Below are 17589 nucleotides of genomic sequence, written 5' to 3' on the forward strand. Positions count from 1 at the left end.
GACTAAAGCCGGTGCTTAAAGATTTAAGCAAGGTTGTTTAGTATCGTTGCATGCAGGGCTATTTGTGTTTAATTATTAAGAAACTAACATTTACAGCTTATGATGAAGTTTGCGCTAAGAGTAAGGAACCACGCTGGCTATGCGGCACTTATTTTTTCCTTTTTGATTTGGCTGCCGCAGATATCTTTTGCTCAGCAAGGATCATTTAAGGCTACGGGAATGGTCATGGATGAGGCAGGCAAGCCGCTTTCGGGAGCTACCGTTACTAATCTGAGAACAAAAAGCGGTACAACGACAGATGCACTTGGTGCATTTTCTCTCAATGCAGAAAGCGGCGACAAATTGCAGGCGACCTATGTCGGATTTGAGCCATACACCATCACCTTTTCACAACAAAAGAGTTTAGAATTCCGGCTTAAAAGCGATGAAAAAGGAAAGCTGGAAGAAGTAACAGTTGTATCGACAGGATACCAGAATATTGACCGGCGATTATTTACCGGTGCCACTGCTAAAATCAATGCCGAAGAGGCCCAGAGAGCAGGTGTGCCAGATGCCTCCCGTATGTTAGAAGGCCAGGTAGCGGGCGTTTCAGTGCAAAACGTCTCGGGCTCTTTTGGCGCAGCGCCTAAAATCAGGATACGCGGAGCTACCTCTATTACGGGCGACAATAAACCGCTTTGGGTGATCGATGGTGTCGTGTTAGAAGACCAGGTGAATGTGTCAAACGACCAGCTCGCTTCCGGCGATGTGAACACACTTTTAGGTTCTTCAGTTGCGGGCCTCAATCCTGATGATATAGCTGAGTTCCAGATTTTAAAAGATGCTGCTGCTACCGCGTTATATGGGGCGAGAGCCATGAACGGTGTTATTGTCGTAAAAACAAAGAGTGGTAAAACGGGTCCGCCCAGAGTAAATTATACAGGCAACCTGACTTCGTACCTCAGGCCAACCTATAATGAGTTTGATATCATGAACTCTTACGATCAGATGTCTGTTATGGCAGAGCTGGAAAGAAAAGGCATTTTGGATTATGCATTGTTTAAGAATATGCCCAATGCAGGCCCTTACGGCAAACTGTCCAAAGCGCTGGTAACCTGGGTCGATGGAAGGCCGCTGGTCGAAAATACACCGGAAGCACGAAATGCCTTCCTGTCTAAATATGCTTATGCCAACACCGACTGGTTCAAAATACTGTTCAAAAATTCTTTCATGAATGAACACTCCCTTAATGTATCTGGTGGTGCAGACAAGGCGAGTTATTATTTTTCTACCAGCTATTTGAAGGATAATGGCTGGACGGTTGCAGATAAGGCTTCGCGATACACTTTCAATGCCAAAGGGTCTTTTAAAGTAAACGATAAGCTAACAATAGGGTTAAAAGGAAACGGTTCCATTCGCGATCAAAGAGCACCGGGCACGTTGAACCAGGTAAGCGAAGCCGTATTCGGTACGGTCTCAAGAGAGTTTGATATCAATCCGTTTTCTTATGTCATGAATACTTCCCGCGTGGTAAGAGCCCACGATGACAACGGGAACCTGGAGTACGTGACCAGGAACTATGCGCCTTTTAATATCCTGAACGAGCTGGAAAATAATTATATAGACCTCAAGTTGATTGATATCTCGGTGCAGGGAGAGCTTCAGTACAAACTGCCTTTTGGTATTGAATATAACTTCCTGGGGTCGTACCGGTATATGCTGTCCAATACAGAACATAAGGTGTTGGACAATTCAAATATGGCGGAAGCCTACAGAGCTGGTACCCGCTATGGTGTTAATGGCGAAAACAGCACCATAGCCGGGAGTAACCGGTTTCTGTATATTGATCCCGAAGATCCTGATGGTCTTCCCAAGTCTGTGTTGCCATATGGTGGGCTTTATATGAAGTCCAATGTCAATCTGAAAAGTTACTACTTCCGGAATAGCCTTACCTGGGATAAAACCTTCAATAAGCATTTTATTAAACTCTTAGGTACACAGGAGTTAAGATATTTAGATCGTATTACAGATGATTTCAGAGGATACGGGATTCAGTATTCCAGAGGGGGAGTTCCGTTTATTGACGCTGACGCAATAAAAAGAGAAGTGGAAGGCAGCCAAAACTACTACGGCGTAACGCCTTTCTTCGACAGGTTTGTTGCGTTTGCCGGAGCTACCAACTACTCTTTTGACAGGCGATACCAGGTAGCATTGAATGGAAGATTTGATGGCTCAAACCGTTTAGGCAATTCAAGCCGCACCAGGTGGTTACCTACATGGAGTGTATCGGGATCTTGGAATATAGATCAGGAAAGGTTTATGGAAAACAACAGCTTTTTCAATATACTTAGCCTGCGGGCTACTTATGGCCTTACCGCCAGTACGGGGGCTGCACAAAATGCAACGCTTTGGCTGGAATCTAATAACTCCAAACGCTTTGGAATTAACAATGTTGAACCGAACCTTGCCATTAAATATCTTGCTAATGAAGACCTGACATGGGAAAAGCAATACGAAACGAATATCGGGGTGGACGCCACTTTTTTAAACAGGCGGTTTACGGTTGCTGTTGATCTTTACGATCGTAATGGCTTTGACCTGATCAATGGCATCTATACCAGTGGTATCGATGGAGAGAATTACAAGTTTGCGAATCACGCGGACATGAATTCGAAAGGTGTCGAAGTGTTGCTTAGAGCGAACATTTTAAAATTGAACGATTTTAGCTGGACAACACAGTTAACCAACGCCTATACCAATTCGAAGATCACCAGGATGATCAACCAGCCTAATATCTGGAGCCTGGTTAGTGGCATCGGCGGTCCTAAATTAGGATACCCCTACCGTGGACTGTTTTCTATAAATTTTGAAAAACTGGATGAGCTGGTAGGATCCCCCAATTATATCAATCAGAAAGGAGCGCTGTCCAACGGCATCAATCTGCAGTCGATTGTCACCGATTACCTGATCTATGAAGGACCGGTTGATCCTACGTTTACAGGCGGCTTCTCCAATATGTTTAAATACAAAAACTTTGATCTCGCCGTTTTGGTCACATATAGTACCGGCAATAAAGTGAGATTAAACCCACGCTATAAGTTGGAGTACTCGGATCTTGACGCATACAGTTACGATTTCATTACCAGGTTTTTGTTGCCTTACGAATCTCTGGCGCCATCAGTTCCCGATGTAAGAACCAAAAACACATTGCCGAGAGAAACATACAATGCGTATAACTACTCAACCACAAGGGTTGCTGATGGAAGTTTTGTCAGACTAAAACAAGTGCGGCTGGGATATGCGATTCCCGACAAGGTGACTTCGAGAATTGGTCTTAAAAATGTTTCATTAAATCTCGCTGCAAACAACCCATTGTTAATTTATGCTGATAAGAAACTGAATGGACAGGATCCGGAGTTTTATGGAAGTGGTGGCGTGGCTTTACCGATTCCAAAGCAATATACGGTTTCCATTAAAGCGTCTTTATAAAGCGATAGGTACAGTTCCTGCCTGTCCGGCCATATTGGCGTCTGCCGGTGGGCGTTCAGGTTGTGATAAAAAGAGAAAATAAAATATTAACACATGAACAATAAAATAAAAATATTCCTCATACTATTGATCGCATCGGCCGGTTTGCTGGGATGTAAAAAATTCCTTTCCCAAAACCCTGATCTAAGACCTGATCCCGATACACCGGACAAAATAAGAGAACTATTAACCAATGCTTATGCAAAAGCCTCTTATGTTGCTTTTACCGAGTCGGCCTCCGATAATGCACAGGACAAGGGAATAGAACGCCCCGAAATATCTAAAAACGCTGATCCCTGGAAATTTCAAAAGGTGGTAGATGCTAAACAAGAAGATGGACCGGTTTATTTCTGGAATAGAACATACGAGGCTATTGCTTATGCCAATACTGCAATTGAAGCGTATCATAATTTGCCTGAAAGTGAAAAAGACCCCTCGCTTTTAGGAGAGGCATACATCACACGGGCGTTCAACCACTTTATGTTAGTAGCGTTATATGCCCCCGTTTATGATGAACATACGGCAGATACCGACCCTGGCATTCCATATGTGACAGAACCTGGAAAGAAAGTAATCACGAAATATGAAAGGAAAACAGTAGCCTATGTATACGACCAGATTGAAAAAGATATTATAGCCGGTCTGCCATTAATTGATGACTCCAAGTACCAGGTTCCTAAATATCATTTTACCAAAGCAGCCGCTAATGCTTTTGCAGCCCGGTTTTATATGTTTAAAAAAGACTACGCAAAAGCTGTGATGCATGCAAACGAGGTTTACGGGGAAAACCTGTTTCCATTTTTACGAAAACAAAATACGCTTGCCTGGAGGTCTTTGGAATATTACGACAAAGCTGTTTATTCCAGTTCGCCTGAAAACCCAACTAACCTTTTAGTCATTGAAGCCCGGTCTTTACTGGCCAGGGAGTATGCAGGGTTCCGGTATGGGCTTACTACTGCGCTAAATGCGGAACTGTTTTTTACAGGCAACGTAACCGGATCGGGCACGTATGGCTACATGTTGTATGGCAACGTGATATATTATAATCATCCAAAATGGTACGAACATTTTGTAAGGAGCGGTCTTCAGGCAAACTTTGGCTACGCTTATATTACCCATGTAGCACTTACCGTTGACGAGCTTTTACTAAACAGGGCAGAATGCTATGCTAATTTGGGAGACAATGAAAGTGCATTGAGAGATTTAAATCAATTTGCAAGGGCCAAGTTCATGACGGGAAATACTGCTGATTCGTATAAGGAAACTGAATTCAAAATAACGGAAGCTAAAGTAAAAAGCTTCTATAACACTAAGGATATAAAGGAAGGACTCATAAAAACCGTGCTGGATTTCAGAAGGCGGGAGTTTCTTTTTGAAGGACTAAGGTATTTTGACATTTTGAGACATAGGATACCGGTAGTGCATACAACTTACGACAATGCTGCTACCTACACGCTTGGTCCAGACGATCCTGACCGGCTATTCGAAATGCCTGAGGAGGTGGTGTTATCCGGAATTGAAGAAAACCCTAAAAATTAATCACGATGAGACTAAATAAACTAATAATAGGCGCCCTGTCTTTTCTGTTTTTTTTCAATAGCTGTAATAAGGAAGAGACTTTGCCAACAGAACCCATACTCGGCCTGGGGGGGCATCAATTTGAAAGAAACGAAATCGATCAATACATCTACGACAAATTCACCTACCCTTACAACGTGGAGGTGGAATACCGGTGGGATCCATCGAGAGTAAACTTTTCCAAATCCATTGTTCCTCCAAAAGCCGAGGCGGTGACGCCAATGCTCGATGTGATTTTAAAAGGTTGGATCGATGCATATAAGGCTGTTATCGGCGAAGATTTTCTTCGCGTATACAACTTCTCTAAATTTTATTTAGCGGGTTCCTGGGAGTACAATACCAACGGTACCATCACATTAGGTACGGCAGAGGGAGGTGTTAAAATTGTGATCCTGGGCGTGAACGACTTAAACACACGTGACAGCTCGAGCGTAACGGGTTATTTATATACCATCCATCATGAGTTTGGGCACATTATTCACCAAACTAAATTTTTCCCTCAGGAGTGGAGAACCATTCCGGGAAACTCACAATGGTATACCGCAACCTGGAATAACACGAGTACCCCGGATGCGCAGGCTCAGGGCTTTGTCAGAAACTACGCCAAGCAGGATCCTAATGAAGACTTTGTGGAGACCATCGCCTTCCTGCTGGTCAGAGGCCAGGGTGCGTTTGAAAAATTGATTACGGATAATCCCGGCGTAGCGGCAACCTTCCGTAAAAAAGAGGAAATAGTGGTCAAGTACTATAAAGATGTTTTGAAGATGGACTTTAGAGCATTGCAAGCAAAAGTCCAGGCGGCGATAACGGCGATTGTCAAAGCCTAATGCGGCGAGCGGACCGCTCTGCTTTGTCAGTAATATTCTGTAAAGCAGGCTAAAATAAATTGTTCCCCCGTCAGCGCCGCCACTCAATCAGTCAGGTAAGAGGGTGTAGTTAAAAATAAAAAACCAACACATGAAAAAACTTTCTGTTTTAATATATACAATTTTAATGTTCGCAGGCATTAGCTGCGACAAGAAGCTAGACTATAATTTCGACGAACGCCCGGATGCCCGCCTCGGTGCAACATTGGAAGAATATTACAACCTATTAACGTCAGCCGAAAACGGGTGGATCGGTTATCTGTATCCCGGCGGCGGCGGTGGCTTTACTTTCAAGTTTAAATTTGGAAAAGACTACTATGTGTCGACCTACGCTACGTTAAATAACGAGTCTGCAACCACTGCGCATAAAGCCATTTATTCGCTTAGAGCGCCGCAGGTACCCAGCCTCTACTTCGACACTTACTCTTACATCCATGAGCTGGCTGATCCTGCAGTTACGAAGTATGGCGGAACTTATTCGGTTGGTGCCGGCTCTGATTTTGAATTTTCATTTTTATCAGTTTCTAAAGATACGATCAAGCTACAGGGCAACTTCAGAAAAAGTGATCTGTTATTAGTGAGGGCAAAAGCAAATGAATCGGAGGACTATGTGAAACAAACTTATGACTATTTGAAGTCAGTTGAAGATATTGACCGGTTTCCCTACTATCACAAAAAGTTAAGTTTTAACGGCCAGGATTATGAAGTGAGTATCAGTGTTGAAAAAAGTACGATCAGCTTTACCTATCCCGACAGCGGCAAGGTTAAAAATTATGTCACTGAATTTGCACCATCGCCCAGCGGTATCATTTTAAGAAATCCTTTCGTACATAAAACCTTATCGCTTCAATCATTAAAAGACCTGAAGGTAGACATCGCCGGAGGTAAAGCCACGTTTAAAATTAACGGTGAGCAGGAGGCCGTAATAACCAACCAGGAAGAACCGGTTATTGTTGATCCCGGCGGGCCGATTAGCTTGTTTGGAAAATACACCAAAACCTACACTACCGGGAACTTTATACTTAACGGTGTAAAAGATTATAACCAAATATTAAAGGAGCCGAAACTATTGGGGCTTTATTATAAGCAGAGATATTTCATTGATAATTATGATGCGTTCTATATAGAGTATCTCAATGAGTCTGGCGAATCTACAAAATACATAAGAACATTCAGAGGTAATATTGCTACCTCCGGAGTTATTAAATACACCGAAAACTTCTCGGGGGGAACAAATCCAGGTGGGACATTAGCTGCAAAGGCCAGAGATATACACGCGAAGCTTTTAAGCCCCGAAGGCTTCTATGTCTATAAAACAGGAGACGGCTTTTACGATCTCGTTAGTAAGGCCGACAGTAAACTATGGATTAAATTCTATTAAACTAATGGAAATGAAAAAATTAGTATTTATACTATTGACGCCCCTGATCATAGCGGCTGGGTGTAGTAAAGACAAAGAAGCAGCTTATGAGGTGCAGCCTGCCTTTGCCGATGGAGATAAAGCAGCTCAAGAGTTATCTGAAGAGCTGATGGCTGCTGCCAATGGCTGGAGCTTTGTTATAAGTGAAAGTGTAATTAACAATATTGAAGAGGTAAAGGGGTATTGCCAATTTGATAAAGCCCGGTCACTTGGGTTTGCCTGCGACTATAGTGCCAAATATGCGGCTTATAGCACAGCCAACGAATATGAATTATATGCCGACAGGTACGTGCCTAAGTTAAAATTTAAAGCGATGAAGGGCGGCTCTATCACGAGGTACAGAGAGCTGCTTGCTGCACATACCAGACTCGACTCCGTATATTCCTTTAGGTATAATACCAATGACACATTGGTTTTTCTGGGAGATACATTCGGAAACACGATGAAACTTTTTCCGACAACAAAAGAGACAGCTGAAATTTATAAGCAAGACAAATTCAAGGAACTGATCGAAGTTAAAGAGCTAATCGACAATGGACCAAAGTTCTTTTATAACATGAATTATAAAGGAGTTGACCTTTTCTTTTACCTGGACCTTGACAACAATCTCGTCTTTCACTATCTTGATGGCTCGGAAGAAAAACTACATACAACAAGCTTTGAATACGGATTAACGGATATCAGGCTTGCTACTCCCTTAACAGTAAACGGAGTTTCAATTTCATCCCTAAGTAAGCCGAAGCTTAGTGATAGCGCCACAGCAATCTTTTCGGAAGGGAATATTCAAAACGCAGTAAAGCCCGTTTTCTATAAATCGGCTGTAAACGACTTTCTAAAGGTCAATACTGCGGATGTAAACGGTTTTGGCCTATGGTTGTCTGAATATGGTTGGAGCGCTCGCGGACAAAGAGATCTGTTAGGTATGAAAGCATTTAATTCCAGGCTTCAAAGCATTTTTGGGTACAGGAATTTAAACAACTCGGACTTTCATCGAATTGGCCTTGCTTATTTCCCGGGATGGTATTGGTATGCTGGAGATAAGCGTATAGCGCATAGTACGGATAATGGGCGTTTAAAATTTTCACATGTCGGCGACTTTCCAGCCGCAAGTAATTCTACTGTTGTCGCTATGCAAAATAATAACCTGGCTATTTATACAAACCCCGTCGGTTTGTATGTGCTGAAGACCATCAACAATCAGATCGTCCTGGTGCGGGCAGATAATGCTGAGAATTGGATATTTTTCAGGTAACTGCAGCAAGAAGGTATTGAATAGAAAGCCGCCTTAAAATAATTTGAGGCGGTTTCTTTTTTACAGGGATCGATATACGGGGGTAAAATTTGTTTGGTAACAGGTAACGGATTAACTTAACGATATAAACCAATGTTCCAATGCGATTCTTGCTAATAAACGTGTCACTTCTGCTGGCCCTGGCCGTCACTGCACAAACCCGGCATAAACAGTTAGTCTGGTCCGACGAATTCAGTTATTCCGGTGCGCCCGACAGTACCAAATGGGCTTACGACCTCGGGAATAACAAGGGCTGGGGAAATAACGAACAGCAATATTACACCCGGGACAGCAGTAACGTCCGGGTCAACAACGGGCATCTAATTCTAACAGCTAAAAAAGAAGAGCGGGACGGGCACCCTTACACCTCGGCCAAATTAGTGACAAGAGGAAAAGCGGCCTGGCAATATGGTACCATTGAAGTGAGAGCCAGGTTGCCCAAAGGACGTGGCTCCTGGCCTGCGATCTGGATGCTGGCGGAGAACATGAAGAAATGGCCGGACGATGGCGAGATTGATATTATGGAACATGTCGGCTATGATCAGGGCTGGGTACATGCTTCTGTTCATTGCAAAAAATACAACCATGTGATCGGTACACAAAAGACAGCTAAAGCTTTTATAGAAACAGCATCCTCGGCGTTTCATGTTTATAAATTGGAATGGAGCAAAGATGCTATTAAAGTGTTTACGGATAACAGCCTCATCTTTTCTTTTGCAAATGAGCATGACGGATACGGATCCTGGCCCTTTGATAATAAAATGTATCTCATACTGAACATCGCCGTTGGGGGCAACTGGGGCGGACAAAAGGGCATTGATGACAAGATCTTTCCGGCAAAGATGGAGATAGACTACGTGCGGGTTTATCAATAAGCTCCTCAAAACAAGCGAGATCTTTTTTCAACTGTTGCGATTTCATGACTCCCGACGTTCTCTTATTATAAAATGTTTGTTTATGAGAAAGATACCAATCTTGTTTGTTCTTTGCTTTACGCTGTTAGGCTTAATATCTTGTTCGAAAAGTGATGCCATTGACGAAAGCTCCGGCATATTAGTAGGCAGCTGGACGGCTACGGATTACCGTGACGAAGTCATCACTTATGAGAAAACATCAGGTCTTAAACCCGATCAGTATGGATATGTTCTTAAGGACGGAGGAAAACTGATTATCCGTGGAAGCGGCAGTTGGTGCGGTACGCCTATGACCTACGCTGACTACGATGGCTCCTGGAGTTTTGAGAACGATGTTCTGACGCTGAATGGGGCTTACTGGGGTGGGAGGACAATAGAAAAGTGGCAGATATTATCCTATTCTAATAAATCATTTTCCGCCAAAAGGTTGTCAGTAGAGCCTGTTGAGTAAAATACATGCAGATATTGGCATCGCGCTATTCAGCAATTACTTCCGTCAATAAATTTTTTGCTCTTACTGGTGCAAAAGGAACATAGTTTTTGTTTTTCTGTTCTGCAATTCTATCGGTAAACAACGTTCCGTATAAATGATCGGTTTCATGTTGGAAGATAATGGCAGTGAAATCTTCCAGCACCTCTATATGCTGTTTCCCGTCAATATCAGTATAAGACACCATAACGGAAAAATTCCTGACGACATCGCCGTGACCTTCAAAGGACAGGTCGCCTTCAGGTCCCTGGCACAATAGCGATGAGCGCCAGACGATCTTGGGGTTGATATAAAATTCAAAAGGCTGTTGGGGTTTATCAAAGCGTTGCACCCAGATCAGGTTTCGGTTGATGCCCACCTGTGGTGCCGCGATACCTACGCCCTGGTGGCTGCTGTCTAATACGGCGAGTAACATTCGCTTTTTCAGCAGCGGCAATAAAGGGTCATTAAACGCGATGTCTTTCGACTGGCTCCTGAGCGCCATCGCGCCTGCCGGTTCCGACAAGGGTATAACGCGCAACATGGTGGAAGTATCACCACTTCGGATGATCTTTCTTTCCGCGTCTGTAAAATTCTGCGCAACAATACTCTTTGATATAAAGAGAACCACTGCAAGGATAAAAGGTCTAACCATTTACTTTAAACTTAGCTGGGCAAAGTAAGGGTGTTCAGGGTTTACAATCAGCTCGCTTCTTTGCGGATGAATTAATACATCCCCGCCTGACCTGCTTCAACAATTTAAAAGAAGGAAGACGTGCAGGCATTTCTTCCATCGGAATAGCGCCAGGCAACGGTTCATTATTTCCCGGCAAAACAATTGCATTGCAAACAGCCTGCCTAATGTGGCGACGGGCCATTTCAATAGCCCCGGCATTTATTAATTCAATATTTGCATGAACTATTCCCATAGACCTAAAGACACAAAAACGTTAATATCTATGTGGTTTACAGAGACATGAGCCGGCTGATTACCAAGCCCTCGTTTTCCTAATGCGCCTCCAGCCAGTTCTCCCCTTCTCCGCATTCGGCAATCACCGGTACGCCAAAAGGCAGTGGCAGCGCCGCTTCCATATTTTCAAGGATCAATGGCTTCAACTCCTGTACTTCTTCCCTTACCGCATCAAAGATCAATTCATCATGCACCTGCAAGATCATTTTGCTTTTCATGCCGGCCTGCTTCATGGCGCCATGTACTTTCTGCATCGCCAGCTTGATCATATCCGCCGCGGTACCCTGGATAGGTGAGTTAATGGCGTTTCGTTCTGCAAAACCGCGCACCGTAAAGTTGCTGGAATTAATATCTTTCAGCCAGCGTTTGCGACCCATCAGCGTTTGTACGTAGCCATGTTCCCGGGCAAAATTGATCGTATCGTCCATGTATCGCTGGATGCCTGAAAATTCCTTTTTATAACTGTCGATGATCGCCTTCGCCTCTGTCCTCGAAATGCCCAGGTTATCGGCCAGGCCAAAAGCCCCTTGTCCGTAGATGATCCCGAAGTTGACGCTCTTCGCTTTATAGCGCATTTCTTTGGTCACTTCTTCCGGCGGCACATTAAACACCTGTGCGGCGGTAGCGGTGTGAATGTCAATACCGCTCTTGAAGGCTTTGACCATGTTTTCGTCTCCGCTGATACCCGCAACAATACGCAGTTCAATTTGTGAGTAGTCCGCCGAAAGCAGCACGTGGCCTGTATCGCGCGGGATAAAGGCCTTCCTGATCTCTTTTCCGCGATCCGTCCTTACGGGGATATTCTGCAGGTTGGGATTGTTGCTCGCCAGCCTTCCTGTCACGGCAACTGCCTGACCGTAAGTCGTGTGCACGCGACCGGTCTTCGGATTGATCAGTTGAGGTAATGCATCAACATAGGTTGATTTCAGTTTGGTCAGTTCGCGAAAAGTAATAATTTCTTCAGCAATACCATGTCCTTTCGCAGCTAATTTTTGTAACACATCTTCACCCGTCTGGTACTGACCGGTCTTTGTTTTCTTGGCCGAGGGATCCAGTTTTAATTTATCAAAAAGTACTTCCCCCAATTGCTTAGGCGATGCCAGGTTGAAGCGGACACCGGCAATTTCAAACACTTTTTTCTCTGCTTCAATTGCGTCCTTTTCCAGCTCCTGGGAATAGGCTTTCAGGAAGTGCTCATCAATCTTCACTCCTTCATACTCCATGTCAGTCAACACCTGCAACAAAGGGTTTTCCACTTCATCGAATACGCGCTGCACTTCTTTCTTTGCGAGTAGCGGGGTGAAGATACCTTTCAACTGCAGCGTGATGTCCGCGTCTTCTGCCGCATAGTCCGTGATCTTCTCCAGCTCCACATCGCGCATCGTGCCTTGCTGCTTTCCTTTTTTGCCGATCAGTTCATCGATCGGTATCGGTTCGTAGCCCAGGTATTTAGCGCTGAGCTGGTCCATGCTGCGTTTGCCATCCGGCTCGATCACATAGTGCGCCAGCATGGTATCAAACAATTTGCCTTTGATCTCGACGCCATACCATTTCATGACGAGGAGGTCATACTTCAGGTTTTGTCCGATCCAGGTCTTCGCGGGATCTTCAAAAAGCGGCGCAAAGGATGCCAGTATCTGATCGGTTTCTGCGCGATCGGCCGGACAGGGCACCCAGTAGGCGGTGCCTGGGGTCACTGAAAAGCTCATGCCGACCAACTCTGCCAGGTTCGCATCAATATTGGTCGTTTCTGTATCGAAGCAGATCTCATCGAAAGCCGATAATTGCTGGATGAGGTCTGTGATGGCCTGCGCACCCGTCACCGCCACATAATCATGCGGTACATCGTTCAGTTTTTTTAGCGTGCTGAACGAAGGGGTATCTTCCTCAGCTGCCGGGGCCGCTGCTGCAGGCGCTGCATCGCCGCCGATCACGTTGCCGAAAAGGTCGATCTGCAGCCCTTTGCCGGCGCCTTTCTTCTCGCCCGAGGCCGTTGCTCCCGCACCGGGCTCCGGTTCTTCGCCCAGCAATCGTTTACCGAGGGTGCGGAATTCCAGTTCGCCGAATATTTCTTTCAGCGCTTCTTTATTCCAATCTTTTACTTTGAATTCTTCTTCATGAAACTCAACCGGAACGTCCGTGATGATCGTTGCCAGCTTTTTGGACAGGATAGCGAGGTCCTTACCTTCCACGACTTTTTTACCCAGGGCGCCTTTGATGTTTTCGGGGTTGGCCACCACGTTCTCCAATGTTTCGTATTCCGCTAAAAGTTTAGCCGCCGTCTTTTCGCCCACACCTGCAATCCCGGGGATATTATCCACTGCGTCGCCCATCAGCCCCAACACATCAATCACCTGCGACACGTTTTTAATATTCCACTTGGCACACACTTCTTCCGGGCCGAGGATCTCCACGTCGCCGCCCTGGTAGCCGGGTTTATAGATCTTTATCTTATCGGACACCAATTGACCATAATCTTTATCCGGCGTCACCATGAACACGTCGTATCCTTCAGCGGCGGCCTTTTTTGCCAGCGTGCCGATCACATCATCTGCTTCGTAACCGTCCGTTTCAATACAGGGAATATTAAATCCTTTGATAATTCTTTTAATGTCCGGCACCGCGATCAGGATATCTTCGGGCGTTTCCTGGCGGTTCGCTTTATAGTCTGCATAATCCGTGTGGCGCTCGGTGGGTTCGTGTGTGTCAAAACAAACCGCCATATGGGTGGGCTTTTGTTTATTCAGCAATTCCACTAATGTATTGGTAAACCCAAACTGGGCGTTGGTATTTTTATTTTTACTGGTGATGCGCGGGCTACGGATCAATGCATAATAAGCCCGGAAAACAAGGGCATATGCATCTAACAGAAACAACTTTTTTTCCATAAGCGCTAAGGTAAGCGGTAAATATAAAATGATAAACTAAAAATGAACAGAGTGCAGCGCCTCAGTGATAGATGGCTCGTGCCTATGGCACTCAACATTGGATTACCTGTTAAGACTGCTGAAGTACGGTCGTATAATCAGAAAACAAGCGTACAGTTCTTACATTTCGAAACACGTCCGCCTCAAAGCGCCGTTTCACGCCGGCGGATACCTCAGTAAAAAAAAGAAGGCTGATTTATAGACAATTGTATACTTGACTTTCGCCACGCCCTTCATGTGAAGGACGGCCCTCTCCAGGTTTTCCTGGTACCAGTGGTAAGCGTTTGTATGAAGAGCGGTTTATTTGTGTCGCTGGCCTTTATTCTTGTAGTAACGTTTTTTATTACCACCACCACCACCGCCACTTCTCCGCGGCGCCATGTAGGCAGGCTGCTCACCCAAATGCTCCGGCACTTTCATCTTGTCGACATCTTTTCCAATCAGCTTTTCAATCGATTGAAACTTACGCTGGTCTTTCATATTTACAAGCGTAAAAGCACTGCCTTCCGCTGCCGCACGGGCAGTACGGCCGATCCGGTGTACATAATCTTCACCATCGTGCGGCACATCAAAGTTGATCACCAGGTCAATATTGTCAATGTCGATGCCGCGGCTCAGGATATCAGTTGCTACCAACACGGGCAGCCTTCCGCTTTTATATTGGATCAGCGTTTCTTCGCGTTCGCCCTGTTCCAGGTCGCTGTGGATCTCTCCTGCGCGGATACCTTTTCTTTTCAGGTCGCGGGTAAGCTGCTTCACGTTTAATTTGTTACTGCAAAAGATCAATACCGAGCGGTATTGCTTTTCCTTCAGCAAATGCAGGATCAGCGGGATCTTTTGCTCATCATAAACCAGGTAGGCTTGCTGCACTATTTTCTCCGGGGGTTTGCTCATCGCAATGCTCACCTCGATCGGTTGATGCAGGATCCTCTCCGCCAGCGTTTTTATTTTGGGCGGCATCGTGGCGCTAAACAACAGGTTTTGTCTTTTCTTAGGCAAGTGATTGATGATAAACATGATATCATCATAAAAGCCCATGTCCAGCATGCGATCTGCCTCGTCCAGCACCAGGTATTGCAGGGTGTCGAGCTTTACATAGCCCATTTTGATATGGACCATCATCTTTCCCGGTGTGCACACGACAAATTCGGCACCCATGGTCAACGCTCTTTTTTCCTGTACGAAGTTGTTGCCATCACCCCCTCCATAGATGGGAATCGAGCTTACGGAAGTAAAATAAGAAAGACCTTCCAGGTGCTGCGCAATCTGAACTGCCAGCTCCCGGGTCGGTACAATGATCATACATTTGATACCGTTGGTGCCGGTATCTTTACTAATTACGTTATTGATCAGCGGCAACAGAAAAGCTGCCGTTTTTCCTGTGCCTGTCTGGGCGAAAGCAATCACATCCTTTCCGTCTAAAATGTGCGGAATTACTTGCTCCTGGATTGGGGTTGCGTTTTGGTAGTTTGATGCTTCAATGCCTTCCAGCAGGCGCTCATCAAAATTAAAATCTGTAAATTTCAAGGGAACTATTTAAAAATATTTGGGCCTAAAGGTAGTTATAATTTAGAGATTGCAGGAACATAACTGGTGAAGCCCCCGGCATGAACGCATAAACCATGCATCAATGCCCGGCTGCAAGAGGATGCTCGTTTAGGAAATTTGAGCATGCAGGTAAGACCAAAGAAATGGAAGGAACGGTGTCAGACCGGGAGCGTCTTGCTTAGTAAAACCCCGGAAGCCCCTGAATACTATAAACCAGGTTTTGTTGATCAAATACCTAAACCTTGCTTATATTAGATGTCCGCTACGGAATGCTTGCGTATTCTCTTACCGGTAGCGGATGACCTTTAGACTATTGATGAGCCATCAATTCAGTACATACTATGTGATCACGGGCGGGCCGGGTGTCGGCAAGACTACGCTGGTGCTGCATTTGGCGGCGCTGGGGTTTGCGGTAATGCCGGAAGATGCCCGGAGGATCATCCGGGAACAGGTAGCGCTGGACGCAGACGGGGTGCCCTGGCGAAACAAGCAGCAATATGCCCGGCTGATGCTGGAAGCCTCTGTTCAAACCTATGACCGGGCTAACATGTTTGGTACCGACCTGGTATTTTTTGACCGGGGTATTCCGGATGCTGTTTGTTACATGAACATGGAACATATCCCGCTGACGGCGCCGATGCAGCAATGGGTACACCGCTGCCGCTACCATAAAAAAGTATTTATTCTTCCGCCATGGAAGGAGATCTACGAAGCCGATAGCGAAAGGAAACAAACATGGGAAGAAGCATTTGACACGTTTTCGAAGATGAAAGCTACTTATCAATCGCTCGGATATGATCCAGTGGAAGTGCCTACAGGTCCCGTTGAACTGCGTGCCCGGTTTGTACTGGATGTGATCAGAAAGAATAACGCTCAATGACCCGGCCCGTCCGTCACAGGTAACTCAGCCATTTTTTATGCTTGTTTTGAACCTTGTACCGACCGTACCGTTGGCATAGCGGATATAATAAAATAACGCTAACGATCCAGACGGCATATACACCTGGGAGGCTGAAGCCAAACCGGTCGGGCCGTCCGAAATTAAAGCCAAACACCATCTGGTCCGAAGTAAAGCCACTGAGAAAGATCACGATCATTAGCATGGAGTGGATCAGGTACCAGTGAACCAGGTAAAAAAAGAGGGGCACTTTTCCATACACCGTGAATATCCGCGTGAAGCGATTGTTGCTGTTGGTAAAGCCGGACAGCAATAAAAACATGATACCCAGAAATAAGAAGCTGTAAAGCAGTGACGGCGGGTACTTGGTGACGTTGAGGAACGACAGGACCGTTAACAGTTCATTTTTTTGTACTGACCACGGCGCAGGATCTCCATAAACGTTGATAAAACGAAGGAGAATAAAGCCTGCCAGTAATATAAGACCGGTCCTGGTACATAGCCGCCTGGTTTTGTTGTCTTCCCCCGTCAGCATCCGCGCTGCTCCATATCCGGAGAGCAGGATGCCCAGCCATGGAAGGGGTGGGTAGGCATAGAGCAGGTTTCTTCCTTCTCCTAACGGATAAAATCCTGGTGAAAACAGTAATTGTATGAAAGTCGATAAACCGCCTTCCGGAATAGGAAGCGATACCAGGAGGTTATGAAGAAGTGTTATGAGCAAGCCGATGTACAGGATCGGTCTGGCTCCCAGCCGCAACAGCAGGCCCAGCCCGATAAATCCCGCGCCGATGGCGTAGATCACCTGGAGCAGGATAATGCTGAAATGGATGTCAAACCAAATCCCGAAGTTCACGAGCGAGAGCTCTAAGAAGATCAGCCAGAGGCCTCGCGTTAATAAAAACCGTTGATGCGCGCCGACATCAGGCTTGTTCTGCTGAGCAAGATGGGCGGAGGTTCCTGATAAAAAAACAAAGACCGGTGCACAAAGATGCGTGACCCAACGGGTGAAAAACAATCCTGTGGTGGTGGTTGCCAGATCCGTGGGCTGTTGGGTGAGCGCGGTTTCATGAAAAAGATCGCGGACGTGGTCGAGCACCATGATCACCATAACAAGACCGCGCATGATATCAATACTTTGCACTCTTTTCATACAAAAAAAATTTTGAGGTATTTGGGGCGATCCATAAAGACAGTTGTTTCC

The 17589-nt window shown here is 45.5% G+C and carries 12 protein-coding genes; 8 read left to right on the forward strand and 4 right to left on the reverse strand.

Annotated features, from left to right (window positions below; all coding sequences use genetic code 11):
- Window positions 1-99: 99 nt before the first annotated feature.
- The 7 genes from ACU37H_RS11415 (at window position 100) to ACU37H_RS11445 (ending at window position 10027) form a co-directional block, all read left to right on the forward strand.
- Window positions 100-3468: a SusC/RagA family TonB-linked outer membrane protein gene (locus tag ACU37H_RS11415; RefSeq protein WP_472701378.1), complete on the forward strand. Its 3369-nt coding sequence runs from the start codon at window positions 100-102 to the stop codon at window positions 3466-3468.
- A gap of 93 nt (window positions 3469-3561) precedes the next feature.
- Window positions 3562-5046, forward strand: a complete 1485-nt coding sequence (locus tag ACU37H_RS11420) for a RagB/SusD family nutrient uptake outer membrane protein (RefSeq protein WP_472701377.1) — start codon at window positions 3562-3564, stop codon at window positions 5044-5046.
- Between the two features lie 5 nt (window positions 5047-5051).
- A complete protein-coding gene (locus tag ACU37H_RS11425; RefSeq protein ID WP_472701376.1) occupies window positions 5052-5912 on the forward strand; it encodes a substrate import-associated zinc metallohydrolase lipoprotein in 861 nt (286 codons plus the stop codon).
- 130 nt (window positions 5913-6042) lie between these two features.
- Window positions 6043-7332 (forward strand): DUF4302 domain-containing protein, encoded by a 1290-nt coding sequence (locus tag ACU37H_RS11430; protein ID WP_472701375.1) that lies wholly within the window; start codon window positions 6043-6045, stop codon window positions 7330-7332.
- 4 nt (window positions 7333-7336) lie between these two features.
- On the forward strand, window positions 7337-8623 hold the full coding sequence (locus ACU37H_RS11435) for a DUF4302 domain-containing protein (RefSeq protein WP_472701374.1): 1287 nt from the start codon (window positions 7337-7339) through the stop codon (window positions 8621-8623).
- Between the two features lie 140 nt (window positions 8624-8763).
- The gene (locus ACU37H_RS11440) at window positions 8764-9537 is read left to right on the forward strand and encodes a glycoside hydrolase family 16 protein (protein WP_472701373.1); all 774 of its coding nucleotides are present in this window, start codon (window positions 8764-8766) and stop codon (window positions 9535-9537) included.
- Window positions 9538-9619: 82 nt separating this feature from the next.
- Window positions 9620-10027 (forward strand): hypothetical protein, encoded by a 408-nt coding sequence (locus tag ACU37H_RS11445; protein WP_472701372.1) that lies wholly within the window; start codon window positions 9620-9622, stop codon window positions 10025-10027.
- A 25-nt stretch (window positions 10028-10052) separates the two neighbouring features.
- Here ACU37H_RS11445 and ACU37H_RS11450 read toward each other — a convergent pair whose 3' ends face one another.
- The 3 genes from ACU37H_RS11450 to ACU37H_RS11460 form a co-directional block, all read right to left on the reverse strand.
- On the reverse strand, window positions 10053-10700 hold the full coding sequence (locus tag ACU37H_RS11450) for a peptide deformylase (protein WP_472701371.1): 648 nt from the start codon (window positions 10698-10700) through the stop codon (window positions 10053-10055).
- A 353-nt stretch (window positions 10701-11053) separates the two neighbouring features.
- A complete protein-coding gene (gene polA / locus ACU37H_RS11455) occupies window positions 11054-13903 on the reverse strand; it encodes a DNA polymerase I (RefSeq protein ID WP_472701370.1) in 2850 nt (949 codons plus the stop codon).
- A gap of 339 nt (window positions 13904-14242) precedes the next feature.
- Window positions 14243-15469 carry a DEAD/DEAH box helicase gene (locus ACU37H_RS11460; protein ID WP_472701369.1) on the reverse strand — a complete coding sequence of 409 codons (1227 nt, stop codon included), beginning with the start codon at window positions 15467-15469 and terminating at the stop codon, window positions 14243-14245.
- A 319-nt stretch (window positions 15470-15788) separates the two neighbouring features.
- Here ACU37H_RS11460 and ACU37H_RS11465 point away from each other — a divergent pair, with 319 nt between their 5' ends.
- Window positions 15789-16370 (forward strand): AAA family ATPase, encoded by a 582-nt coding sequence (locus tag ACU37H_RS11465; protein WP_472701368.1) that lies wholly within the window; start codon window positions 15789-15791, stop codon window positions 16368-16370.
- A 13-nt stretch (window positions 16371-16383) separates the two neighbouring features.
- On the opposite strand, the gene ACU37H_RS11470 is transcribed toward ACU37H_RS11465, so the two are convergent.
- The gene (locus ACU37H_RS11470) at window positions 16384-17538 is read right to left on the reverse strand and encodes an acetyltransferase domain-containing protein (RefSeq protein WP_472701367.1); all 1155 of its coding nucleotides are present in this window, start codon (window positions 17536-17538) and stop codon (window positions 16384-16386) included.
- Between the last annotated feature and the right edge of the window lie 51 nt (window positions 17539-17589).

The sequence above is a fragment of the Niabella sp. ZPM-14 genome (assembly GCF_055693045.2).

What these genes read in the sequence shown, in the direction of transcription:
- ACU37H_RS11415 (WP_472701378.1), top strand. Translation starts at nt 100, where the DNA reads ATGATGAAGTTTGCGCTAAGAGTAAGGAACCACGCTGGCTATGCGGCA.
- ACU37H_RS11420 (WP_472701377.1), top strand. Translation starts at nt 3,562, where the DNA reads ATGAACAATAAAATAAAAATATTCCTCATACTATTGATCGCATCGGCC.
- ACU37H_RS11425 (WP_472701376.1), top strand. Translation starts at nt 5,052, where the DNA reads ATGAGACTAAATAAACTAATAATAGGCGCCCTGTCTTTTCTGTTTTTT.
- ACU37H_RS11430 (WP_472701375.1), top strand. Translation starts at nt 6,043, where the DNA reads ATGAAAAAACTTTCTGTTTTAATATATACAATTTTAATGTTCGCAGGC.
- ACU37H_RS11435 (WP_472701374.1), top strand. Translation starts at nt 7,337, where the DNA reads ATGGAAATGAAAAAATTAGTATTTATACTATTGACGCCCCTGATCATA.
- ACU37H_RS11440 (WP_472701373.1), top strand. Translation starts at nt 8,764, where the DNA reads ATGCGATTCTTGCTAATAAACGTGTCACTTCTGCTGGCCCTGGCCGTC.
- ACU37H_RS11445 (WP_472701372.1), top strand. Translation starts at nt 9,620, where the DNA reads ATGAGAAAGATACCAATCTTGTTTGTTCTTTGCTTTACGCTGTTAGGC.
- ACU37H_RS11450 (WP_472701371.1), bottom strand. Translation starts at nt 10,700, where the DNA reads ATGGTTAGACCTTTTATCCTTGCAGTGGTTCTCTTTATATCAAAGAGT.
- polA (WP_472701370.1), bottom strand. Translation starts at nt 13,903, where the DNA reads ATGGAAAAAAAGTTGTTTCTGTTAGATGCATATGCCCTTGTTTTCCGG.
- ACU37H_RS11465 (WP_472701368.1), top strand. Translation starts at nt 15,789, where the DNA reads ATGACCTTTAGACTATTGATGAGCCATCAATTCAGTACATACTATGTG.
- ACU37H_RS11470 (WP_472701367.1), bottom strand. Translation starts at nt 17,538, where the DNA reads ATGAAAAGAGTGCAAAGTATTGATATCATGCGCGGTCTTGTTATGGTG.